Annotated in this window: 22 protein-coding genes; 9 read left to right on the forward strand and 13 right to left on the reverse strand. The window is 72.6% G+C overall.

The window, feature by feature from the left end:
- Positions 1-17: 17 nt before the first annotated feature.
- From BXA11_RS01640 to BXA11_RS01660, 5 genes are all read right to left on the reverse strand, one after another.
- Positions 18-1,175: an LLM class flavin-dependent oxidoreductase gene (locus BXA11_RS01640; RefSeq protein ID WP_076432110.1), complete on the reverse strand. Its 1,158-nt coding sequence runs from the start codon at positions 1,173-1,175 to the stop codon at positions 18-20.
- Complete coding sequence (locus tag BXA11_RS01645; RefSeq protein ID WP_076432112.1) at positions 1,172-2,164, reverse strand: ABC transporter substrate-binding protein; 993 nt, start codon at positions 2,162-2,164, stop codon at positions 1,172-1,174. Before BXA11_RS01645 ends, BXA11_RS01640 begins: the two co-directional genes overlap by 4 nt.
- Positions 2,161-2,922, reverse strand: a complete 762-nt coding sequence (locus tag BXA11_RS01650; protein WP_373320534.1) for an ABC transporter ATP-binding protein — start codon at positions 2,920-2,922, stop codon at positions 2,161-2,163. The genes BXA11_RS01645 and BXA11_RS01650 overlap by 4 nt, the downstream gene beginning before the upstream one ends.
- Complete coding sequence (locus BXA11_RS01655; RefSeq protein ID WP_076432114.1) at positions 2,919-3,764, reverse strand: ABC transporter permease; 846 nt, start codon at positions 3,762-3,764, stop codon at positions 2,919-2,921. The genes BXA11_RS01650 and BXA11_RS01655 overlap by 4 nt, the downstream gene beginning before the upstream one ends.
- A gap of 79 nt (positions 3,765-3,843) precedes the next feature.
- Positions 3,844-4,803: a helix-turn-helix transcriptional regulator gene (locus BXA11_RS01660; protein ID WP_076432116.1), complete on the reverse strand. Its 960-nt coding sequence runs from the start codon at positions 4,801-4,803 to the stop codon at positions 3,844-3,846.
- 90 nt (positions 4,804-4,893) lie between these two features.
- Here BXA11_RS01660 and BXA11_RS01665 point away from each other — a divergent pair, with 90 nt between their 5' ends.
- Positions 4,894-6,027: an epoxide hydrolase family protein gene (locus tag BXA11_RS01665; protein WP_076432118.1), complete on the forward strand. Its 1,134-nt coding sequence runs from the start codon at positions 4,894-4,896 to the stop codon at positions 6,025-6,027.
- A 33-nt stretch (positions 6,028-6,060) separates the two neighbouring features.
- Here BXA11_RS01665 and BXA11_RS01670 read toward each other — a convergent pair whose 3' ends face one another.
- Positions 6,061-6,657, reverse strand: coding sequence for a hypothetical protein (locus tag BXA11_RS01670; protein WP_204053483.1), 597 nt, complete (start codon positions 6,655-6,657; stop codon positions 6,061-6,063).
- A gap of 1,237 nt (positions 6,658-7,894) precedes the next feature.
- Between BXA11_RS01670 and BXA11_RS01675 the strand changes: the two genes are divergently transcribed.
- Complete coding sequence (locus BXA11_RS01675) at positions 7,895-8,161, forward strand: DUF4031 domain-containing protein (RefSeq protein WP_076432122.1); 267 nt, start codon at positions 7,895-7,897, stop codon at positions 8,159-8,161.
- A 114-nt stretch (positions 8,162-8,275) separates the two neighbouring features.
- On the opposite strand, the gene BXA11_RS01680 is transcribed toward BXA11_RS01675, so the two are convergent.
- From BXA11_RS01680 to BXA11_RS01710, 7 genes are all read right to left on the reverse strand, one after another.
- Positions 8,276-8,890, reverse strand: coding sequence for an HD domain-containing protein (locus tag BXA11_RS01680; RefSeq protein ID WP_076432124.1), 615 nt, complete (start codon positions 8,888-8,890; stop codon positions 8,276-8,278).
- Positions 8,891-8,969: 79 nt separating this feature from the next.
- On the reverse strand, positions 8,970-9,623 hold the full coding sequence (locus tag BXA11_RS01685; RefSeq protein WP_076432127.1) for a UbiX family flavin prenyltransferase: 654 nt from the start codon (positions 9,621-9,623) through the stop codon (positions 8,970-8,972).
- Positions 9,620-10,459, reverse strand: coding sequence for an ABC transporter permease (locus BXA11_RS01690; protein WP_030509020.1), 840 nt, complete (start codon positions 10,457-10,459; stop codon positions 9,620-9,622). The genes BXA11_RS01685 and BXA11_RS01690 overlap by 4 nt, the downstream gene beginning before the upstream one ends.
- Entirely contained in the window at positions 10,456-11,256 is an 801-nt protein-coding gene (locus tag BXA11_RS01695) for an ABC transporter ATP-binding protein (RefSeq protein ID WP_030509021.1), read from the reverse strand. Before BXA11_RS01695 ends, BXA11_RS01690 begins: the two co-directional genes overlap by 4 nt.
- Positions 11,253-12,293, reverse strand: a complete 1,041-nt coding sequence (locus tag BXA11_RS01700; protein WP_076432130.1) for an ABC transporter substrate-binding protein — start codon at positions 12,291-12,293, stop codon at positions 11,253-11,255. The genes BXA11_RS01695 and BXA11_RS01700 overlap by 4 nt, the downstream gene beginning before the upstream one ends.
- Complete coding sequence (locus BXA11_RS01705) at positions 12,290-13,783, reverse strand: UbiD family decarboxylase (protein ID WP_076432133.1); 1,494 nt, start codon at positions 13,781-13,783, stop codon at positions 12,290-12,292. The genes BXA11_RS01700 and BXA11_RS01705 overlap by 4 nt, the downstream gene beginning before the upstream one ends.
- A 180-nt stretch (positions 13,784-13,963) precedes the next feature.
- A complete protein-coding gene (locus BXA11_RS01710) occupies positions 13,964-14,722 on the reverse strand; it encodes an IclR family transcriptional regulator (RefSeq protein WP_076432135.1) in 759 nt (252 codons plus the stop codon).
- A gap of 272 nt (positions 14,723-14,994) precedes the next feature.
- On the opposite strand from BXA11_RS01710, the gene BXA11_RS01715 reads away from it, so the two are divergent.
- From BXA11_RS01715 to BXA11_RS01745, 7 genes are all read left to right on the forward strand, one after another.
- On the forward strand, positions 14,995-16,215 hold the full coding sequence (locus tag BXA11_RS01715; RefSeq protein ID WP_239104822.1) for a flavin-dependent oxidoreductase: 1,221 nt from the start codon (positions 14,995-14,997) through the stop codon (positions 16,213-16,215).
- A gap of 146 nt (positions 16,216-16,361) precedes the next feature.
- The gene (locus tag BXA11_RS01720; protein ID WP_030509026.1) at positions 16,362-16,682 is read left to right on the forward strand and encodes an ArsR/SmtB family transcription factor; all 321 of its coding nucleotides are present in this window, start codon (positions 16,362-16,364) and stop codon (positions 16,680-16,682) included.
- A 107-nt stretch (positions 16,683-16,789) separates the two neighbouring features.
- Entirely contained in the window at positions 16,790-17,692 is a 903-nt protein-coding gene (locus BXA11_RS01725; protein ID WP_076432139.1) for an AAA family ATPase, read from the forward strand.
- Positions 17,685-18,890 (forward strand): vWA domain-containing protein, encoded by a 1,206-nt coding sequence (locus BXA11_RS01730; RefSeq protein WP_076432142.1) that lies wholly within the window; start codon positions 17,685-17,687, stop codon positions 18,888-18,890. The genes BXA11_RS01725 and BXA11_RS01730 overlap by 8 nt, the downstream gene beginning before the upstream one ends.
- On the forward strand, positions 18,883-19,983 hold the full coding sequence (locus BXA11_RS01735) for an XdhC family protein (RefSeq protein ID WP_076432145.1): 1,101 nt from the start codon (positions 18,883-18,885) through the stop codon (positions 19,981-19,983). The genes BXA11_RS01730 and BXA11_RS01735 overlap by 8 nt, the downstream gene beginning before the upstream one ends.
- On the forward strand, positions 19,980-20,555 hold the full coding sequence (locus tag BXA11_RS01740; protein ID WP_076432147.1) for a nucleotidyltransferase family protein: 576 nt from the start codon (positions 19,980-19,982) through the stop codon (positions 20,553-20,555). Before BXA11_RS01735 ends, BXA11_RS01740 begins: the two co-directional genes overlap by 4 nt.
- A 77-nt stretch (positions 20,556-20,632) precedes the next feature.
- The gene (locus tag BXA11_RS01745) at positions 20,633-21,433 is read left to right on the forward strand and encodes an SAM-dependent methyltransferase (protein ID WP_076432149.1); all 801 of its coding nucleotides are present in this window, start codon (positions 20,633-20,635) and stop codon (positions 21,431-21,433) included.
- Positions 21,434-21,439 lie beyond the last annotated feature (6 nt).

A 21,439-nucleotide genomic window follows, 5' to 3' on the forward strand; every position in this document is an offset into this window, starting at 1 on the left:
GGGGCCCCGGCGGGTCGTCAGGCGCTCAGCCGTACGGGCTCGCCGGCGCCGAGCAGGCCCCGCCGGCGCAGTTCGGGCAGCACGCCCTCGCCGAACCAGAAGGCCTCCTCCAGGTGCGGGTAGCCCGACAGGACGAACTCCTCCACGCCGAGTGAGGCGTACTCCTCCACGAGGTCGGCGACCTCCGCGTGGCTGCCGACGAGCGCGGTGCCCGCGCCGCCTCGCACCAGGCCGACCCCCGCCCACAGCCCCGGGTGGATCTCCAGGTCCCTGACCCCACCGCCGCGCGAGCCGCCGCCGGTGCCGCCGCGGAAGCCCTCGTGGAGCGCGAGCATCCGCTGCTGCCCGACCGACTCGCTGCGGGACAGGACGGTCCGCGCCGACGCGATGTCCTCGGGGGAGATCTGGTCGAGCAGCCGCCCGGCCTCCGCCCACGCCTCCTTGGAGGTGTCTCTCGTGATCACGTGCAGCCGGATGCCGAAGCGCAGGGTGCGGCCCTCTGCCGCGGCAAGTTCGCGCATCCAGTCGAGCTTGGCCGCGACCTGGGACGGCGGCTCGCCCCAGGTGAGGTAGACGTCCACGTGCCGGGCCGCGACCGGGCCCGCGGCGGCCGAGGAACCGCCGAAGTACAGCTCGGGCACGGGGTCGGGCCGCTCGGCGACCGTCGCCCCTTCGACGTCGTAGTAGTCGCCTCGGAAGTCGAACGGGCCGTCCCACGCGCCGCGCACGATCGACAGGAACTCCGCGGTCCGCGCGTAGCGCTCGTCCTTGCCCAGGTGGTCGCCGAACCGCCGCTGCTCGGCCGTCTCACCGCCGGTCACCACGTTCAGCAGCAGCCGGCCGCCGGAGAGCCGCTGGTAGGTGGCGGCCATCTGCGCCGCGAGCGTCGGGGACAGCGCCCCCGGCCGGAACGCGACCAGGAACTTCAGCCGGGTCGTCACCTGGGTCAGCGCGGCGGTGACCAGCCAGGCGTCCTCGCAGTAGGTGCCCGTGGGGGTGAGCACGGCCTCGAACCCGGCCTGTTCGGCCGCGCGGGCCACCTGGGCGAGGTAGTCGATCGTGGGCGGCCGGAAGGCGGCGGCCGGGGACTGCCCGTGCACGCGGCGCAGGCCGTGCCCGCCGCCGGTGATCGCTCTGCCGTCGCCCGAGGTGGGCAGGAACCAGTGGAATCTCATCGCTGTGCCTTTCTGACGACGTCGTTGAAGCGGTCGTCGACGAACTGGGAGAAGGTGATGGTGCCCGGCACGAGGCCCTCGGCGGTGAACGCGTCGGCGATCTCCTGTTCGGAGGAGACGACCGAGTCGTCGATCACGACGGGGCTGGCGACGGCGTTGGCGACGGCCGCGTCCGCCACCTCGACCGGCAGGCCCGTCTCCTGCGCCCACACTTTCGCCCACTCGTCCAGGTGGGTGGCGGCCCAGTTCCGCGCCTTGGCGAGCCGGGTGAGGAAGTCGCCGATCGCGGCCCGCCTGCCCGCGTCGTCGAGCGCGGCGGGAGCGGCGACCTGGAAGCCCAGGCCGTTGACGATGCCCGCGCCGTCGACCAGGAGCCGGGCCTTGTGCTGGATCTCGGCCTGTGAGGTGAAAGGATCCCAGATGGCCCAGGCGTCGACGGTGCCGGACGAGAACGCCGCCAGGGCGTCGGCGGGCTGGAGATACTGCGGCTGGATGTCCTTGAACGACAGCCCCTCCTTCTTCAGGACCGCCAGCAGGTGGTAATGGGCCGAGCTGCCCTTCGCCACCGCGATCTTCCTGCCCTTGAGCTGCGCGGGCGAGGTGATCGCGGACCCGTCGGGGACGACGATCGCCGATCCCTTGGCGCTCTGCCGGTACGCCGCCACGATCTTGATCTTCGAGCCGGAGGCGGCGGCGAAGACGGGCGGGGTGTTGCCCACGCCGCCGATGTCGACCGCGCCCGCGTTGACCGCCTCCAGCAGGGGGGGTCCGGAGGTGAACTGCGACCACGTGATCGCGTAGGAGGTGCCGTCGAGCAGCCCCGCGGCCTTGAGAAGGGCCTGCGACCCGGCCTTCTGGTCGCCGACCCGGAGGGTGACGCGGCCCGCGGCCTGACCGTCCTTCCCCCCGGACGTGCCCTGTCCCGTCGAGGCGCAGGCCGTGGCGGCCGCCAGGACGATCAGCAGCGCGGCGAGCGGTCTCCTGGTCATGCGGGTCCTTCCGGGGTGACGCCCAGCGCGGACAGCAGGGCGGCGCGCAGGGTGAGCAGGTCGGGGTGGTCGCGGTGCCGGGGGCGCGGCGCGGCGACGGTCCACTCGTGCGCGAGGCGCCCGCCGTCGAGCACCAGAACCCGGTCGGCCAGCAGCAGCGCCTCGTCCACGTCATGGGTCACCAGCAGCACGGCCGGGCCGTGCGCCGCCCACAGGTCGAGCACAAGGCGGTGCACGGTGATGCGGGTCAGCGCGTCGAGCGCGCTGAACGGCTCGTCGAGCAGCAGCAGCCCCGGCTCGCGGACGAGCGCGCGGGCCAGGCTCGCCCGCTGCGCCTCGCCGCCGGACAACGTCAGCGGCCATGCCCGCGCGCGGTCGGTCAGGCCCACCTCGGCCAGCGCCGCCTCCGCCCGGCCGGCCGGGTCGGGCCCGTTCAGGCCGAGCGTGAGGTTGTCGCGCACCCGCTTCCACGGCACCAGCCGCGGCTCCTGGAAGGCCACGGCCACCGAGCCGTCCACCTTCAGGCCGCCCTCGACCTCCTCGTCCAGGCCGGCGAGCGCGCGCAGCAGCGTGGACTTGCCCGAGCCGCTGCGGCCGAGGAGCGCGACGAACTCGCCGCGCCGGATCGTCAGGTCGAGGCCGTCGAGCACGGTGCGGTCGCCGAAGCGCCGGGTGAGCCCGCGCACGGTGGCCACCACCGGGGCGGTCACCGTGTCGTACACCGTGTCGTTCACCGGGGCGTGCACGGTTTCATTCACCGGGACAGGAACTCGCGTCGCCATACCAGCGCCCTCCTCTCCAGGAGCCGGACCAGGGCGTCGGTGAGCAGGCCGAGCGCGCTGTAGACGAGCAGGCCGACCACGATCACGTCGGTGCGCAGGAACTCCCGCGCGTCGTTGATCATGTAGCCGAGGCCGGCGTCGGCGTTCACCTGCTCGGCCACGATCAGCGCCAGCCAGGCCACCCCGAGGCTCTGCCGCAGCCCGACGAGCGTCTGGGGGAGCGCGCCGGGCAGCACGATGTGCCGTACAAGCGCGGTCCGGCCGAGCCGCAGCGTCCGGGCGACCTCGGCGAGCTTGCCGTCCACGCCCCGGATGCCCGCGAACGTGTTGAGGTAGAGCGGGAAGGAGACGGCGAGCGCCACCAGCAGCACCTTGGGCGTCTCCCCGATTCCGAACCAGAGGATGAACAGCGGGATCAGGCCGAAGAACGGCAGCGCCCGGAGCATCTGCATGATCGGGTCAACGGCGTTCTCGCCGGTCCGGCTCAGCCCGGCGACCAGCGCGAGGCCGACGCCCGCGACCGCTCCGGCGGCGAAGCCGAGGAGCACCCGTTCGAGGGACACCGCGATCGCCGTGGGCAGCGTCCCCGAGCCCACCAGGTCGAGCGCGGTCACGGCGATCTGCGACGGGGCGGCGAGCAATCGGGCGGGCAGCAGCCCGAGCACGCTGGCGAGTTGCCACAGCAGCACGACGACGAGGGGGCTGACCCATCTGTGCCACCCCCTCCACGGGCCGCGGGCCGAGGCGGAGCGGGGACGCGGCCGGGGATCCGCCCGGACCGCGCTCCGTAACTCGCCCTGGAGTTCGACGACGGACATGGACACACCTCGCTGTTGACGACGGAGGATTCGCCACCAGGGTTGCCCACATTTCCTACCAAGTCAATAGGATTATGCCTCAGGACGCCGAGGCGCGAGCGGCGCGGGCGATCAGCGCACGCAGATACGCCCGCAGTTCCGGCGGCTCGTGCACCTCGAACTCGCAGCCGAGCATGAGCAGACGCGACGCGAGCCACTCCAGGGTGTCGGCCCGTCCGCGCAGGCGGCAGCTGTGGTCGTCGATCGGTTCGACGCTCCCCGCGGCGGCGCCGAGCCGCTGTGCCGCCTGTCCCGCCGGCAGGCGCAGGGTCGCCACCACCTCGTAGACCGGTGCGGACGAGTACAGCTTGGCCGCGACGAACTCGGCCGGGTCCTGGTCCGGCGGCACCCGGGCCGGGAACCGTACGCCTGTCGCGTGAGGGTCGCCGATCCGGTCGGCACGGAAGATCCGCCAGTCGTCTCGATCGTTGTCGTATGCCAGCAGGTACCACCGGCGTCCGGCCGCGACCAGGCGGTAGGGCTCGGTCAGGCGCCTGGTCTCGGCGCCGTCGCCCGACCGGTAGGCGAAGCGCAGCCGCTCGCGGTTGGCGGCGGCCCCGGCGAGCACCACCAGGGTCCGCGGGTCGACGGGCGCCTCGGCTCCGGCGAGCATAGGCACCGTGGCGGCGGCGAGCGCGCCCACCCGGTGCCGCAGCCGGGACGGCAGCACCTGCTCCAGCTTGGCCAGGGCGCGCACGGACGCCTCGTCGATGCCCTCCACCGGATGCGCGGCGGCCGTGCGCAGGCCGACGGCGATGGCCACCGCCTCCTCGTCGTCCAGCAGCAGGGGCGGCATGGCCGCGCCCGCGGCGAGCCGGTAACCGCCCACCGCGCCCATCGTGGCCTGGACCGGATATCCCAGCTCGCGCAGGCGGTCGACGTCGCGGCGGATGGTCCGGGGGCTGACCTCCAGACGCTCGGCCAGCTCGCTTCCCGGCCACTCGCGGGGCGTCTGCAGCAGCGACAGCAGAGCGAGCAACCGTGCGGACATGTCACCCATGGCGCCAAGCATGCCCGGTCATCTAGGTCAGGTCATGACCTACATGGCCTCTAGCGTCGATTTCGTCAGCGCGACCGCCGGGGGAGAGACATGAGCACCGAGATCCGCCCATTCCGCATTGAGATCGCTACCGCCGACCTGGACGACCTGAACGACCGGCTGGACCGCGCCCGGTGGCCCCGTGAGCTGCCCGGCGAGGGATGGAGCCGCGGCGTCCCCGGCGCCTTCCTCCGGGAGCTCGCCCGCTACTGGCGCCAGGAGTACGACTGGCGCGGGCACGAGGCGCGGCTGAACGAGTTTCCGCAGTTCATGACCGAGATCGACGGTCAGGACATCCACTTCCTGCACGTGCGGTCGGCCGAGCCCGGCGCCCTGCCGCTCGTCCTCACGCACGGCTGGCCGAACTCGTTCCTGGAGTTCACCGAGCTCGTCGACCGGCTCACCGACCCCGGTGCGTACGGCGGCGACCCCGCCCGGGCGTTCCACGTCGTGGTGCCCTCCCTGCCGGGCTTCGGATTCTCCGCGCCGCCGCGCGGCACCGGCTGGACCGCGGCGCGCGTGGCGCGGATCTGGGTCGAGCTGATGCGTCGTCTCGGCTACGAGCGGTACGGCGCGCAGGGCGGGGACTTCGGGGCCTACGTCGCCCCGGAGGTGGCCAAGGCGGCGCCGGACGACGTCGTCGGCGTTTACGTCATCAGCGGTCTCGGCTTCCCCTCGGAGAAGGACCTTCCGGAGATGACCGAGGACGAGCGGGCGGCCTACGCCCGGCTGATGGAACAGGACTGGATGAACGGCGTCGACCACCACGGGCTGCTGCGGGCGGCGCCGCAGACGTTCACGTACGGCTGGCACGACTCACCGGTCGCGGCGCTGGCCTGGATGATCCAGAAGTTCCACGAGTTCAACGCCTCCGGCAGGCCTCTCGATGAGGTGATCGACCGGGATCTGTTCCTGACCAACGTGAGTCTGTACTGGTTCACCGGGACGTTCGGGACGTCGGCCTGGCCGTACTACGAGAGCACCGGCTTCGGCTGGCCCGAGGGCCAGACGGTCGCGCCGACCGGCGTGTACAGCGGACCGCCCGGCATCCGCCGGCTCGCGGAGCGGCACAACACCATCCTCCACTGGCCGGAGGACAACCCGGGCGGCCACCACTTCATCGCCATGGACCAGCCGGATCACCTCGCCGCCGACATCCGCGCGTTCTTCGCCAAGGTGGGCTGACCAGCGCGGACCGGCGGCGTCGTCACCACCAGGTCAGCTCGTGCCGGGAATGGTGACGTTCTGCTCCTTGAACCCGTAGCCGGTCTTCGAGGCGTCGCGCTGCAGGCCCGCCATCGAGCTGTTGCCCGCGGCGATGTCGGCCGGCGTGGCGGTGCCGTTCTGCAGCTTTCCGGTCAGCGCGGAGAACTGGTTGCTCACGCCCTGCACGGCCCTGCACAACGTCGGATTGGCCGCGGCGAAGCCCCTGGCGACCTTCAGCTGGTGCAGGGCGAAGGCGCCGGCGATCGCGGCCTTCGCGATCGTGCGCTTGCGCTTGTCCGCTCCGGCCCTGAAGCCGCCGCTGCGCAGCGGTTTGTAGATGTAGCGGTGGAAGGCGCCGAGCGCGAGACCCGCGTGCAGCGCGAACCGGGTCTTGGCGAACTTCCTGGCGTTGCCGCCGGTCGGGCACGGCGAGTTGTACTCGGTCTCGGCCGCGGTCGGCGTCGCGAGCGCCGCCGGGCCGGCCGCGGCGGCGCCCCCGGACACCGGGACGGCGGTGGTCGTGCCGCCGCCGCAGCCGACGAGCAGTGCCGTCATCAGCACGGCCGCCGCCGCGAGCGCGGTAAGGGACCGAACAGTTCGTGCAGCCATCGTTTTCCCCCTGTGCCCCGGATCCTGTGACCCCCGGATCCTGTGACCCCGTGCCTGTCGACCCGTGCCTGTGGACCCCGTGCCTGTGGACCCCGTGCCTGTGGACCCTGCGGTTCCGCGGCGCACCGCCCTTGATCACCCCGGGCCCGCGCACCGTATGGCGTCCCGAATCCGGGCCGTCGCGTGTGTGTGATCGGCGCCCTTCGCCGCGGCGCTCACCGAGCCGCGGATGTCGCGGGGCCATGCCGGCCTCCAACGCGAGGGCGTTCTGGACGACGGTTGCCGCCCAGGCGGCGAGTATGCGGGCTTTTGCCGGGTCGGGGCGCTTTCCATGCCGCGGCGGGACGGACATTTTGGGGCAGCCGCACGGTTGGCATGGCGAAAGCGGGAGAAGCGGGCCAATTCGCCGGGAGAATCGGGCCTTGCCCGGTCCGGCGCATCGGGGGGACGTAGATCCCGCGTCGGCGGAAAGCCGGGGCCGGGCCATTCGGGGGCCGGCCCCGGTCCGTCTTTCATCGATCCCCGTCAATCGCCGTATCCGGATTCGCATCGGATTTTCCCTGGATCATGCGCGATGGCGGGCGTTGGGCTGGACGCCTCCCGGAGGCGATTCGGACAATGAGGGGGAAACAGCCCGATCCGCCGCGTTGCGGCTTGATCGAGAGGGAGAAGGGCCATGCGAGGTGGGCGAATCAGCATGATCGTCGGCTCGGCGCTGCTCGGCACGATCGCGCTCTGGCCGGCCGCGGCGTCTCCGGCGTCGGCGGGCACGGGTGGCGCGACCATCGCGCAGGCGGCTCCCGGTGATTCGTACGCGAAGCCGAAGCCGCCTAAGTGCACTTATCGATGCACAAACCACCGTAAGTTCAAATGCTGTCCCAAGTGCACGCGAGTTGCGGGGAAATGCTAGGGAGTGTCGCGACGCGACCTAGAAGGTAATCCCTGCCGGGGCAGCCCCCGGAGGCCGTCGGCGCGCTATCCGGTCATCTGCCATTCGCTCCGAATCCGCCTCGAATTCGATCTGAATTTCGATCCGAATTCGAGGCGATTCCACGCACCGCCGTGGCGGCGCCGGCTGCCGTATCGCCGGAGGGGCGGCGGGGCGGGCGGCGGGGTCGTGGCCCGCGCTCCGGGCTATGCTCACCCGGGACGACACCGGGGGACGACCCCCGGACCCGCAGGCGCGGTCAGGTGATCCTCTGCTGCGGGTTGCCCGACCGGCCCGGGGGAGGGGCGCATGGCGGTTCTGATCGACCGGCCGAACTGGCCGGGACCGCGGGGCCTGCTGTGGTCCCACCTGGTCAGCGATTCCTCCCTGGAGGAACTGCACGACTTCGCCCGCCTGCTCGGCGTGCCCGAGCGGGCCTTCGACCGGGACCACTACGACGTGCCGGAGACGGTCTACGACCGGGCCGTGCTCCTCGGCGCCGAGCCCGTCGGCAGCCAGGAACTGGTGCGCCGCCTGCGCGAGTCGGGCCTGCGCCGCCCGAAGACCCGCATCTGATCTACATCGTAAAGGCGTCCGACCGGCGCCAGATCTTCGCGGGAGTATGACGGGCAGCGGCTCCCGAGCCGGCCCGGCGGCGCCCCGCACGGCTCGCCGTGTGCGCGTCGCCGGTCAGAGACCGGCCAGCTCGGCGGCGACGTTCTCACGTGCCCGCGGCTCCCACAGGTCCCGGCCCACAGGGGTGCCGAACAGGCGGGGCTTGCCGAGCAGCTCCCGCAGCACCCCGGCACGTCCGGTCCTGAACGCCTCGTCCGGCACGTGCCGGTACTCCTGCCGTACGGCCCTCGTGTACGCCTCGTAGGCGCCGGGCGGCGCCGCGAGGATCGCCAGATCGGCGTCGCACAGGACGGCCGCGTTCATGTCGCCGGGCTCGTAGCCGTGCCCCGCCGTGAGCCGTACGAGCCGGGCCACCTCGCGCACCCGATCCGCCGGCAGGCCGCAGGCGGGCAGCCTGGCCTGGGCGAGCTGGGCGCTGCGCTCCTCGTCCCACCCCGGCCGCCCCTCGTAGACGGCGTCGTGGAACCACGCCGCCAGCCGTACGGCGTCGGCGTCCCGGGCCTGGGCGGCGAGCGGCTCGATCGCGGCCAGGACCGCCCGCAGGTGGGCCGTGGTGTGGTAGCGCCGGTGCGGCTCGGCCCAGCGGGCCTCCAGCTCGGCGGCGAGCGCCCGCCCGGCCGGCGAGCCGGTGAGGCAGCCGGGCCGGGGCAGGCTCCGATCGTCGGTCATGTGCCGAACCCTAAGCGCCGCCCCGCCGACCTGCTCGTCCGGGCTCGCACCGGGGGAGGGCGACCGCGGGCCGGCCGGCCTATCTGCCGGGACGATCCAGCGCGGTCGCCGGGTCCGCGCCGCCGAGTTCGCTCTGATCGCCGGTGCGTGCCGCCGAGGCGGGAGTCCCCTGCCACGGCGGCGCCCCGGGCACGTGCACGCCGATCAGCGACAGCGCCCGGGCCACGATGTGGTCCACCACGTCGTCCAGCGACTCCGGGGCGGCGTAGAAGGCCGGCATCGGGGGCGCGATGATCGCGCCGATCTCGGTCGCGGTGACCATCGCCCGCAGGTGTCCCAGGTGCAGCGGCGTCTCACGTACGCACAGCACCAGCCGACGGCGTTCCTTGAGGGTGACGTCGGCGGCCCGCACCAGCAGGTTCTCCGACACCCCCGAGGCGATGGCGCCCAGCGTCTTGACGCTGCACGGGATCACGATCATCCCGTCCACCGGGTAGGAGCCGGACGCGATGGACGCGCCGATGTCGCGGAAGTTGTGCACCACCTCGGCGTCGAAGGTCGCGTCCGGCATCTCGTACGCGGCCGTGCGCCGGGCGGCGGGGCTGACGATGAGATGCCGTTCCACCCCCGCCGCGCCGAGCAGCTGGAGTGTCCGTACGGCCAGGGCCGTCCCGGTCGCGCCGGAGACGCCGACGACGACCCGGCGCGGCGCGCCGGCGATCGGGGTGTTCATCGCGAGCCTCCCGCGATCGACCGGTTCCAGGGGGCCAGCCGCCGCTCGATCAGGCCGATCAGCCCGGTCAGCGCGACCGCGGCGGCCATCAGCACGACGACGGCGGCGAACATCCGGTCCGGCTGGAAGCTGTGCCCGGCGTCCACGATGACCCCGCCGACCCCGCCGATCGCGGTGAAGAACTCGGCGATCACGATGCCGACCACGGCCTTGCCGATGCCGATGCGCAGCCCGGTCATGATCGACGGGATGACGGACGGGATCACGATCTGGCTGAGGATGCGCGACTGCGAGGCGCAGAAGACGGTGCCGACCTCGATGAGGGTCCGGGGCACGTGCTGCACGCCGTTCCAGGTGTTGATGGCGATGGCGAAGACCGTCATGGTCATGACCATCGCGGCCTTGACCGCGAAGCCCAGACCGAACCAGAGCATGAAGACCGGGGTGAGGGCGATCATCGGCATCGCGTAGCCCGCGATGACCAGCCAGCCGATCGCCGCCTCGACGACCCGGAACCGGCCGATGAGCAGGCCCAGCGGCACCCCGACAACGATGGCCAGCACGTAGCCGGTCAGGAAGGGCTGGGCGCTCTCCCACACCGCCGTGAGCATCGTGCCGTCCCCGATCATGCTGATCAGCGCCTTGAGGACGGCACTGGGCGGCGCGGCCAGGATCGGGTCGACCTGCCGGGCGGCGAGCTCCCAGATGACCAGCAGGACGACCACGCCAGCGGCGGTGACGAGGCGGTCACGGCCGCTGCGGCTCTGGGACCGGATCTTCCTGGACAGCGCGGTCTCGTCGTCGGCGGGCGCCGCCTGGTCTACCAGAGCGGTCATGCGGACACTCCATCCTGCTGCCGGATCTCGCGGCCGTGCACGAGTTGCAGCAGCTCGTGGCGGCGCTGGGCGAACTCCGCGGAGCCGCGGCGCTCGTCGATGGACGTGGAGCGGCCGAAGGCGGTGTCGAGCACGCCGTGCACCCGGCCGGGATCGGGCACGAGGGTGACCACGCGGTCGGCGAGCAGCACGGACTCGTCGATGTCGTGGCTGACGAAGATGATGGTCTTGCCGGTCCGCTCGTGGATTTCCAGCAGCTCGGCCTGCATCTTCTCCCTGGTCTGCGCGTCGAGCGCGGAGAAGGGCTCGTCCATGAGCAGCACGGCGGGGTCGATGGCGAGCGCACGGGCGATGCCGACCCGCTGCCGCATGCCGCCGGACAGCTCGTGCGGCCGGCGGTTCGCGGCCTGCGTCAGCCCGACCAGCTCGATCGCCCGTTCCGCGGCCGCCCGCCGTTCCGCCTTGGGCAGGCCGCGGGCCTCCAGGCCGAACTCGACGTTGGCGAGCGCGGTACGCCAGGGCAGCAGCTCCGCGTTCTGGAAGACGATGCCCCGGTTGGGCCCGCAGCCGTGTACCGGCTCGCCGTCCACCTTCACCGTGCCGGAGGTCGGGTGCTCCAGGCCCATGATGATCCGCAGGAGCGTGGTCTTGCCGCACCCGCTGCGCCCGGTCAGGGCCACGATCTCCGAGCGGCGCACCTGGAACGTCACGTCCCGCAGCGCGTGCACCTCGCGCCCCTTGTCGTCCGCGAAGACCTTGGACACTCCCTGTACGTCCACCGCCAGGTCGTCGCTCATTGGCTGTCCCCGTAGTAGTTCGACGGGACCTGGCCGAGCTCGCCGACGGCCTTCTGCCGATAGCTGTCGTCCACCAGCGGGTCCACCGGGATCGCCGTCTTGGTGATGCCGAGCTTCACCTGGAGGTCGGCGAGATAATTGATCTGCTTGACCGGGATCTCGCCGTTCATGGCCAGGTAGCCGCCGTCGTGGAACTCCTTGTACGCCTCGGAGATCATCGGGTCGTCCGCCGCCACCTTGAGCGTCTTGGCGGCCAGCGCCTGGGCCTCGTCCGGGTGCCCGTCGGCGTACCGGATGCCCTCGACCAGGCCGGCGATGAGGCCGGTGACCGCGTCGCCCTTCGACTGGAGCACGTCGTCCCTGGTGATCAACGCGTACCTGGGGAAGTCGGGCACCACGTCCTTGGCCCGGGCGAGCACCTTGACACCGTCCTTGGCGGCCTGCGCGGTGTAGTCCAGCGGCGCGGAGGCGGCCTGCACCTGCCCGGAGACGACCGCCTTGTAACGGTCGGACGACCCGCCCGAGTTGACGAGCTTCACCGAGGACGGATCGACGGACGACTGGAGCATCATGGCCTTGGCGACGACCGCCGGCAGGCCGGTCGGGGTGGAGATGGCGAGCGTGGCGCCGGACAACGCGGACATGGAGGCCAGGTCGCTCTTGCCGTAGATGGCGTAGTTCTGGCCGGGCATGGTGGACCCGACGAACTTCAGCTTCGCGCCCTTCTGCGCCGCGAGCAGCGCCTCGCTGGGGTTGCCCTGGATCACGTCGACCTGCTTGGCCAGCAGCGCGGGGAAGGCCTGTGCGGCGCTCTTCAGCTGGACGACCTCGACCTTGACGCCGTGCTTGGCGAAGAAGTCCTTCTCCTGCCCCATCAGCAGATAGCCGGAGTCGGCGCCGGGCTCGTAGATGCCGTAGGTGATGGTGGCGCCGTCGCCACCATCACTGGCGGCGGTGTCGTCGCCGCCGCACGCGGTGACGCCGAGGGCCAGGGAGGCGGTCACCGCGACGACCGCGGCCAGGCGAAGCCTGATCATTGTGCTTCCTCCGGTTGCTGTGCGTGGGGGGATGGGGAGCCGAGTCCCGCCAGGACGTCGGCGAACTTGCGCGCGACCTGGTCACGCAGTTCCGGGCTCGCCTCGGCGACGGGCGGGAACTCCTTGAGGCGGTCGTACGGGCGGACGGCCATGATGACGGCCCGCGAATTGTGCGTCTGGCCGTGCGGGATGCGCGGGTCGAGCGGCCCGCTCCACGCCCGGCGGATGATCTCGATGTCGTCCACCGGGTCGCACCGGGTGGACATGGCCCACAGCACGTCGAACATGTCGGTCGGGTCGATGTCCTCGTCCACCACGACGACGAAACGGCCGAGATAGGAGCCGGACTGGCAGGAGGCCGCGAGCAGCCCGGCCTGCTTGGCGTGGCCGTCGTAGGCCTGCTTGACGGATATGACGTTGAACAGCCGGGCCGCACCCGCCTCGTGGCACCACACGCCCTGCACGCCGGACAGTCCGGCCCGCTCGACCTCGTCCCAGATCATCCCCGCCTTCATCACGCACTTGCTGTAGGAGAAGTTGGAAGGGGGCCTGATGGGGGAGGCGACGGTCACGATGGGGTCGTTGCGGTGGTAGATCCGGCGGATGCGCACCACGGGCTGGTCCGAGCGGCCGCCTGCGTAGTAGCCGGTGAACTCGCCGAACGGCCCCTCGGGCGCGACCTCGCCCGGATACATCTCGCCCTCGAGCACCAGCTCGGCCCGGGCGGGCATGGGCAGCCCGTGGAGCTCGGAGGCCACCACCTCGAACGGCCGGCCGCGGTGCCCGCCCGCGTAGTCGTACTCCGACAGGCCGTAACGCAGCTCGTTGCCCGAGGCGAGGAAGAGCAGCGGGTCGTGACCGCAGGAGATCAGGACCGGGCAGGGCTCGCCGCGGGAGAAGTACTTCTCCCTGATCTGCCTGCCCTGCTTGCCGGGGGACATCCACAGGCCCACCCGGTCGGGGCCGTGCACCATGACCCGGTAGGTGCCGATGTTGACCCAGCCGTCGTCGGGGTCGCGCATGATGACCAGGTCGTCGGTGCCGATGTACCGGCCGCCGTCCCGCTCGTGCAGGAGCGGCGCGACCAGCGCCGTCACGTCCACCTCGTCGTCGCGCAGGACGTTCTCCAGCACCGGGCCGTTGTCCACGGTGACCGGCGGGATGGGCTCGTGGGTCTTCATCCGGTCCCGGTACGCGCGCACGACGTCGAGCGGATGACCGGGCGTCGGGAGGCCGAGGGTGAGGGCAAGCCGCTCGGCCGAGTTCGTGGCGCCGGAGAAGGCGCGGTGGCCGGGCTTGGCGCCCACGAGGTCGTCGAACAGGACGGCCGGGCCGCCCTCGCCGCCGCGGTGCGCGATGAGCTCGATGAGGGTGCCGAGCTCAAGGTGGGGGTCGACACCGCCGAGCCGTACCAGCTGACCGGACCGGTCGATCCGCTCGATCAGCTCGCGCAGGTCGGCGTGGGGAGCGTCGTAGTCGTTGTAGCTCACCGGCGCCACCCGCGCGAAAGCATGCTGAAGTGACCGTTTTGATGGAGAATCATGACAGGTATCCGTCTCATGGCACAGCGTCCGGATCGTTTCGTGCCAGAAGTTACGGTGCGTTTTCACAAAAGGGAATCACGCGGACATAGATTCTGTATAGCGCAACAAATCGTGGCGGCCGCGCGGTCACAGATCCTGGCTGATGCCCTCGGCCGCGGCGCGCAGCAGGGGGAGCATCGTGTGCAGGTTGCCCTGCGTCATGCGCTGGTGGGGCAGGCTGACCGCCAGCGCCGCGAGCGCGCGGCCGAGATGGTCGCGTACGCAGACGGCCACCGCGTCCAGCCCGGCGGCGCTCTCCTCGTGATTCACTCCGTAGCCCAGGTCGCGCACACTGCGCAACTCCGCGCGCAGGGCGTCGGGGTCGGTGATGGTGCGGTCGGTGACCCGGATGAAACCGTCGGGAAAGAGCGCGAGCACGTCCTCGTCGGGCAGCTCGGCGAGCAGGACCTTGCCGCCCGAGGTGCTGTGCGCGGGCAGCAGCGTGCCGGTGCGTGACGACACGCGCAGCGGCCGGTCGCCCTCCACGCCGTCGATGAACCGGGCGCCGTTGCCCTCCAGCACGATCAGGTTGATCGTCTCGTGAAGCTCGGCCGCCAGCCACTCCATGTGCCGCCTGGCCTTGCGCCGCACGTCGAGCCCGCCCACCGCGGTCAGCCCGATCTCCACCACGACCCGGCCGGCGCGGTAGGCCCTGGTGACCCGGTCCTGGGCGACGAATCCGCGGTGCGCCAGCGTGAGCAGCAGCCGGTGGGCCGTGGAGCGGGCGACGTCGAGCTCGTCGCTGACGTCGGTGACCCGCACCTCCCCCCGGTCTCTGATCATGAGCAGGATCTGCAGCGCTTTGTCCACCGAGCCGATGGCGTATGGGGGGAGGGCGTCAGTCATGGTGTTCTGTATAGCAGAAAAATCGCGCCAAACCCGTCTGTATTGGACAACGTGATGGCACCATGTGCTCGGTGCCGGACCAGGCGCCACCCATCGCAGGCCGTCGTCAACCGCCCGCCCCGCGACCCGGACCGCCTGATGAGCGGACGTACCGGGACGGAGCCGCCGGCACCGGCCATCCCCCGCCTGACGGCCCGACAGCACAGGAGCCAGGAGTCCTCATGCCGCCACGGTCCCCCGATCCCGCAAGCCTCTCGGTCGAGGAAGATGTTTTGATCGTCGGCGCCGGCATCGCCGGCCTGGTGCTCGCGCTCGAACTGCACGACGCCGGGATCGGCTGCCGTGTCTACGAGGCCGTGCCCGATCTCGGCGCGCTGGGCGTCGGCATCAATCTGCTGCCTCACTCCACCCGCGTCCTGCACCGGCTCGGCCTCGGCGACGCGCTGGCCGAGGCCGGCGTCGTCACCAGGGAATCGGTGTTCTTCAACCGCTTCGGCCAGCTCATCTACCGGGAGCCCTCCGGCCTGTACGCCGGATACGAGCATCCGCAGTACTCCATCCACCGCGGCGACCTGCAGGCGGTCCTGCTCGCGGCGGTGCGGGAGCGGATCGGCGAGGACGCCGTGGTGCTCGGCCACCGGTGCGCCGGAGCGGAGCAGGACGAGAACGGCGTGACCGTCCGCTTCACCGGTCCCGGCGGCGACCCGCTGCCCTCCGTACGGGCCCGGGTGCTGGTCGGCTGCGACGGCATCCACTCGGTGCTGCGCAAACAACTCCACCCGGACGAGGGCACGCCGCGCTACTCGGGCATCAACATGTGGCGGGGCGTGACCAAGGGCCGTCCGTTCCTGTCTGGAGCCAGCATGGTGCGGGCCGGCTGGATCGACCGGGGCAAGCTCGTCGCCTACCCCATCAGGAACCTGCCCGACGGCGACCAGCTCATCAACTGGGTCGTCGAGATCCAGACCCCCCGGCACCTGCAACGCGACTGGAACCGGCGCGGCCACCTGGAGGACTTCATCGGGCCCTTCGAGGACTGGCACTTCGACTGGCTCGACGTGCCGGCGATGATGCGGGCCTCCGAGACCATCCTGGAATATCCGATGGTCGACCAGGATCCCCTGGACCACTGGAGCGTGGGCCGGATCACCCTGCTCGGCGACGCCGCCCACCCCATGGTGCCGCGCGGCTCCAACGGCGCCGGCCAGGCGATCCTCGACGCCCAGGCGCTCCGCAACCACCTGAGCGGCACGCCCGACCCGGTGACCGCGCTGCGCGCGTACGAGGCGGAACGGCTGCCCGCGACCGGGCAGGTCGTGCTGGCCAACCGGAGCATGCCGCCGGACGTGATCATCCGCGAGGTGTGGCAGCGGACCGGCGACCGGCCGTTCGAGTCCATCGACGACGTGATCAAGGTGGAGGAGCTGGCCGCGATCTCCCAGCGGTACAAGGAGATCGCGGGCTACTCCGCCGAGGCTCTGCGCGACCGCTGAGCCGGTCCCTGCTCCGGACGCCGGCCGGCGCCGCCCGGGGGGCTGCACAGCCGGAAGGCGGCAGTTCCCCCCGCCGGTGGCGACCGGGCAGGGAAAACCGGTGCACCGTACGACGCGGTGCCCGATTGTTCGACTACTATCGAACCATGCCTGGAGCCAGGGACCTCCCGCACCCCGACGCCGCGAGCCTCGTGCTGACCGACGTGCTGTTCGCGCTCAGCGACCCCTCGCGGCTGGCGCTCGTACGGCGGCTCGCGCAGGGCCCGCTGGAGGTGGCCGCGTGCCAGCCCACCGGGGGAGAGGTGCCGAAGTCGACGCTGTCGCACCACCTGAAGACCCTCCGCGAGGCCGGTGTCGTCCGCAACGTCCCGGAGGGCCGGCAGCGATACGTGAGCCTGCGGAGAGAAGACCTGGACGACCGCTTCCCCGGGCTGCTGGACGCCGTGCTCGGCACCGCTGCGGAGTAGGACCCGCACGGATCTGTGCGATCGTGGCGACGCGACCCCGTCTGACCCGTCCGGCTTTGGTGGATTCGGCCAGAGCCTCGCGGGACGCCGCCACGTAGCCTGTCCCTGTGCTGCGGCGGACGACCACGATTTCGGACATCGACGCGCCGGTGAGGCTGGCGGAGCTGCTCGACCACCACGACTACCTGGCCGACGAGGGCGTGACGACCGCGGCCTACCTCGCGCTCAAGATGGGCCGGCCGCTGTTCCTGGAAGGCGAGGCGGGCGTCGGCAAGACCGAGCTGGCCAAGACGCTGGCGGCGATCCTGGACGCGCCGCTGATCAGGCTGCAGTGCCACGAGGGGCTCGACGCGGCGCAGGCCATGTACGACTGGGACTTCCCCCGGCAGCTCCTGCATCTCAAGGCGGCCGAGGCGGCCGGCGTGGCCGACGTCGCCGCGATCGAGGGCGAGATCTACGACCGGCGGTTCCTCATCGCGAGGCCGCTGCTGCGGGCCCTGGAGACGCAGCCCTGCGTGCTGCTGGTGGACGAGATCGACCGGGCCGACGACGAGTTCGAGGCGTTCCTGCTCGAGGTGCTGTCCGACTTCACGATCTCGGTGCCGGAGATCGGGACGATCAGCGCGGCGACCCCGCCGGTGGTCGTCCTGACCTCCAACCGGACCCGCGAGGTGCACGACGCGCTCAAACGGCGCTGTCTGTATCACTGGCTGGAGCATCCCGGGTTCGACCGGGAGGTCGCGATCCTGCGGCGGCGCCTGCCCGGATGCGCGGAGCGGCTCGCGGCCGACGTGGCGCGGACGGCGGGCCGGATGCGCGAGGCCGGCCTGGTCAAGCCGCCCGGCATCGCCGAGACCCTCGACTGGGCCGAGGCGCTGCTCACGCTCGGCGCGGTGGAGCTCGATCCGGCCCTGGCCGCCGCGACGCTGGGCGCGGTGCTCAAGCACCGGGAGGACCAGGAGACGGTCCGGGCCCTGGGGCTGCTCACGCCGGGCGGCGGCCGTGGCTGACGACGCCGCCGTCACCGGCAGGGGCGGGCACGGCAGCGGCCCTGGCCCGCTCGCGTCGCCGGGCGGCGGCCCGGAGCCGGTCGCGGTGCTGACCGGGTTCGCCCGGACGCTCCGGGCGGCGGGGGTCGCGGCCGACCACCATCGCACGCAGACCTTCCTGAGGGCGGTCGGCCAGCTCGACGCCACCGACGGGCGGAACGTCTACTGGGCGGGCCGTCTCACCCTGTGCGCCGGGCCCGACGACCTGCCCCGCTACGACCGCTGCTTCGCGGCCTACTTCTCCGCGGCCTTCCCCGCGCCGCGCCGCGTACGCGCGACGGTCGTGTCCGTGACCCGCCCGGTGGCGGCGGCGTACGGCGGCGGGGAGCCGGAACCGGCGGGCGAGACGGGCGCGCCCCCGGCCACGGCGAGCGAGATCGAAGTGCTGCGGCACCGGGACGTGGCGCGGATGAGCGAGGCCGAGCGGCGGGAGGTGCACCGCCTGCTCGCGCTGCTGCGCGGTGCGCGGCAGCCGCGCAGGTCGCGCCGCCACCGCCCGTCGCCCCACGGCGGCGCGACCGACGCCCGGCGCACGGTCAGGGAGATCCTGCGGCACGGCGGGGAACCGGCCCGGCTGCGCCGCCGCGTGCGCAGGGACCGGCCGCGACGGGTCGTCATGCTCGTGGACGTCAGCGGCTCGATGGCCGCATACGCCGACACGCTGCTGCGCTTCGCCCACGCGCTGGTGCGCGCGGAGCCGGGGGCGACCGAGGTGTTCAGCATCGGGACCCGGCTCACCCGGATCACCGCCGCGCTGCGCCACCGCGACCCCGGCCTCGCCATGGACGAGTGCTCGGCGGCCATCCCGGACTGGAGCGGCGGCACCCGGCTGGGGGAGGAGGTGCGGGCGCTGCTGCGCCTGTCCGACCCCCGGGGCGCGATCGTCGTGATCGCCTCCGACGGATGGGAGCGGGGCTCTGCCGACCTGCTGGAGGCGCAGATGGCCCGGCTGTCCCGGCTGGCCCGCCGCGTCGTGTGGGTCAATCCGCACAAGGGCGACCCTGCGTACCGGCCGCTGACCGCGGGCATCCGGGCGGCGCTGCCCCACGTCACGGACTTCGTCGCGGGGCACAGCCTGGCCGCGTACGAGGACCTGGCCGCGCTGCTGGCCGGCGACCGGCCCGTGTGGGCCAGGGGAAGGGGAGGGGCCGATGCGTGACGTGCTGGACCAGGTGCTGCGCTGGTGGGAGCAGGGGCGGCGATTCGGCCTCGCCACCGTCGTCGGCACCTTCCGCAGTGCGCCGCGCCCGCCCGGCGCCGCCATGGCCGTCCTCGACGGCGAGGCGGCCGGCAGCGTGTCGGGCGGCTGCGTCGAGGGAGCGGTCTACGAGCTCGCCGCGCAGGTCGTCGCGACCGGGACGCCGGTGCTGCAGCGGTACGGCGTGAGCGACGACGACGCCTTCGCGGTCGGCCTGACCTGCGGCGGGATCATCGACGTGTTCGTGGAGCCGGTCTCCAGGGAGGACTATCCGCAGCTGGGGGAGGTCGCCGCGGACGTCGCCGCGCGGCGGCCGGTCGCCGTGGCCACGATCGTCGCGGGCCCCGGCCGCGTCGGGGCCCGCCGCGTGGTCTGGCCGGATCGGGCGGCGGGCTCGCTCGGCTCGGCCCGGCTCGACGACGCGGTGGACGACGATGTGCGCGGCATGCTCGCGCAGGGCCTGACCGGCGTGCGGCGTTACGGCTCCGAGGGCGAGCGGCGGCTCGACGACCTGCGGGTGTTCGTGCAGTCGTTCGCGCCGCCGCCGCGCATGCTGGTCTTCGGCGCGATCGACTTCGCCGCGGCCGTCGCGCGGATCGGGCGCTTCCTCGGCTACCACGTGGTGGTGTGCGACGCGCGGCCGGTCTTCGCCACGGCCAAGCGGTTCCCCGAGGCCGACGAGGTCGTGGTGGCCTGGCCGCACGACTACCTGGCCGCCGCCGAGGTCGACGAGCGCACCGCGATCTGCGTGCTCACCCACGACCCGAAGTTCGACGTGCCGCTGCTGGAGGTGGCCCTGCGCACTCCCGCGGCGTACGTCGGGGCCATGGGGTCGCGGCGCACGCACGCGGACCGGCTGGCACGGCTGGGCGAGGCGGGCCTGACCGAGGACGAGCTGGCCCGGCTGAGGTCGCCGATCGGGCTCGACCTCGGGGCGCGCACGCCGGAGGAGACGGCCGTGTCGATCGCGGCCGAGCTGATCCAGCTGCGCTGGGGCGGCAGCGGCAGGCCGCTCACCGAGACGTCGGGGCGCATCCACGGCGAGTCGCGGTGAGCGGCGCGGCGGTCGCCGGGCTGCTGCTGGCCGCCGGAGGCGGCAGCAGGTTCGGCGGGCCGAAGGCGCTGGTGGAGTTCGAGGGGGAGCGGCTGGCCGACCGCGGGGTGCGGCTGCTCGCCGAGGGCGGGTGCCGCCCGGTGCTGATCGTCCTCGGGGCCGCCGACGTGCCGGTCGCCGGTGCGGTCGTCGTGCGCAATGCCGGCTGGGCGGCCGGCCTGGGGTCGTCCCTGCGGGCCGGGCTGCGCGCGCTCCCTCCGGCCGCCCCCGCGGTGGTGATCGCACTGGCCGACCAGCCGCTGGTGCGGCCCGAGGCGGTGCGCCGGCTGATCGCGGCGTTCGAGGCGGGCGCCCGTGTCGCCGTCGCGGCGTACGGCGGGGCGCCGCGCAACCCGGTGCTCGTCGCGCGCGAGCACCTGGCGGAGGTGGCCGCGCTCGCCGAGGGCGACGTCGGCGCGCGGCCCTTCCTGCGCGCGCATCCCGAACTGCTCACGGCCGTGCCCTGCGACGACGCGGGCGACCCCGCGGACGTCGACACCCCGGCCGACCTGCGCCGGCTCCGCGAAGGGTGATTCGCCCGATTCGCCGCCAATGGTGAGCCCCATCACAATGATCGCGCAAGCAGTCCGGCCGAGCAGGGAGCGGTGTCATGACGGAGCAGGCGCCCGGCGGGTTCGACGTCACTCACCCCAACGTCGCCCGCATGTACGACTACTACCTGGGCGGCAAGAACCACTTCCCGGCCGACCGGGCGGCGGCCGAGCGGATCATCGAGCTGTCTCAGGGGCACGTGCGGGAGGCCGTGCGGGAGAACCGCGCGTTCCTCGGCCGGGCCGTGCGCTACCTGGCGGCCGAGTGCGGCATCCGCCAGTTCCTCGACCTCGGCGCCGGGCTGCCGACGCAGGGCAATGTCCACGAGATCGCGCTGAAGGAGGCCCCCGACTCGGTCGTGACGTACGTGGACAACGACGCGGTGGTGGCCGCGCACGCGCGGGCCCTGCTGGAGGGCGATCCGCGGGTGCGCTTCCTGGAGGGCGACCTGCGCAGGCCCGAGGAGATCGTCGCCGCGGCGTCGGCGGCCGGTCTCATCTTCGACCGGCCCGTCGCGCTGCTGCTGGTGGCCTGCCTCCACTTCGTGCCGGACGAGGAGGACCCGGAAGGGATCGTGGCGGCCTACCGGGAAGTGCTTCCCTCCGGGAGCCACGTCGTCATCTCGCACGCCTGCTCCGACCCCGTTCCGGAGGCGATGGCCGCGGCGGGCGGCGTCTACGGCAGGGCCAACGCGCCCTTCGAGGCCAGGCCGGCGGCGCGGATCGCCCGGTTCTTCGACGGGTTCGACATGGTCGAGCCGGGCACGGTGCCGCTGAACGAGTGGCGCCCCGAGTTCGACGCGCTGCCGTTGCGCGGCGGCTTCCTGCCGGTGCTCGGAGGCGTCGGCCGCCGCCCCTGACGGTGG

Origin of the sequence: Microbispora rosea, from assembly GCF_900156315.1 — a bacterium.
Taxonomy (GTDB): Bacteria; Actinomycetota; Actinomycetes; order Streptosporangiales; family Streptosporangiaceae; genus Microbispora; species Microbispora rosea.

Coding starts and splice junctions, on each gene's coding strand:
- BXA11_RS01685 (WP_076432127.1), bottom strand. CDS start 9,623: ATGAACACCCCGATCGCCGGCGCGCCGCGCCGGGTCGTCGTCGGCGTC.
- BXA11_RS01745 (WP_076432149.1), top strand. CDS start 20,633: ATGACGGAGCAGGCGCCCGGCGGGTTCGACGTCACTCACCCCAACGTC.
- BXA11_RS01720 (WP_030509026.1), top strand. CDS start 16,362: ATGCCTGGAGCCAGGGACCTCCCGCACCCCGACGCCGCGAGCCTCGTG.
- BXA11_RS01690 (WP_030509020.1), bottom strand. CDS start 10,459: ATGACCGCTCTGGTAGACCAGGCGGCGCCCGCCGACGACGAGACCGCG.
- BXA11_RS01680 (WP_076432124.1), bottom strand. CDS start 8,890: ATGACCGACGATCGGAGCCTGCCCCGGCCCGGCTGCCTCACCGGCTCG.
- BXA11_RS01675 (WP_076432122.1), top strand. CDS start 7,895: ATGGCGGTTCTGATCGACCGGCCGAACTGGCCGGGACCGCGGGGCCTG.
- BXA11_RS01695 (WP_030509021.1), bottom strand. CDS start 11,256: ATGAGCGACGACCTGGCGGTGGACGTACAGGGAGTGTCCAAGGTCTTC.
- BXA11_RS01670 (WP_204053483.1), bottom strand. CDS start 6,657: ATGGCTGCACGAACTGTTCGGTCCCTTACCGCGCTCGCGGCGGCGGCC.
- BXA11_RS01640 (WP_076432110.1), bottom strand. CDS start 1,175: ATGAGATTCCACTGGTTCCTGCCCACCTCGGGCGACGGCAGAGCGATC.
- BXA11_RS01700 (WP_076432130.1), bottom strand. CDS start 12,293: ATGATCAGGCTTCGCCTGGCCGCGGTCGTCGCGGTGACCGCCTCCCTG.
- BXA11_RS01645 (WP_076432112.1), bottom strand. CDS start 2,164: ATGACCAGGAGACCGCTCGCCGCGCTGCTGATCGTCCTGGCGGCCGCC.
- BXA11_RS01735 (WP_076432145.1), top strand. CDS start 18,883: ATGCGTGACGTGCTGGACCAGGTGCTGCGCTGGTGGGAGCAGGGGCGG.
- BXA11_RS01710 (WP_076432135.1), bottom strand. CDS start 14,722: ATGACTGACGCCCTCCCCCCATACGCCATCGGCTCGGTGGACAAAGCG.
- BXA11_RS01660 (WP_076432116.1), bottom strand. CDS start 4,803: ATGGGTGACATGTCCGCACGGTTGCTCGCTCTGCTGTCGCTGCTGCAG.
- BXA11_RS01665 (WP_076432118.1), top strand. CDS start 4,894: ATGAGCACCGAGATCCGCCCATTCCGCATTGAGATCGCTACCGCCGAC.
- BXA11_RS01655 (WP_076432114.1), bottom strand. CDS start 3,764: ATGTCCGTCGTCGAACTCCAGGGCGAGTTACGGAGCGCGGTCCGGGCG.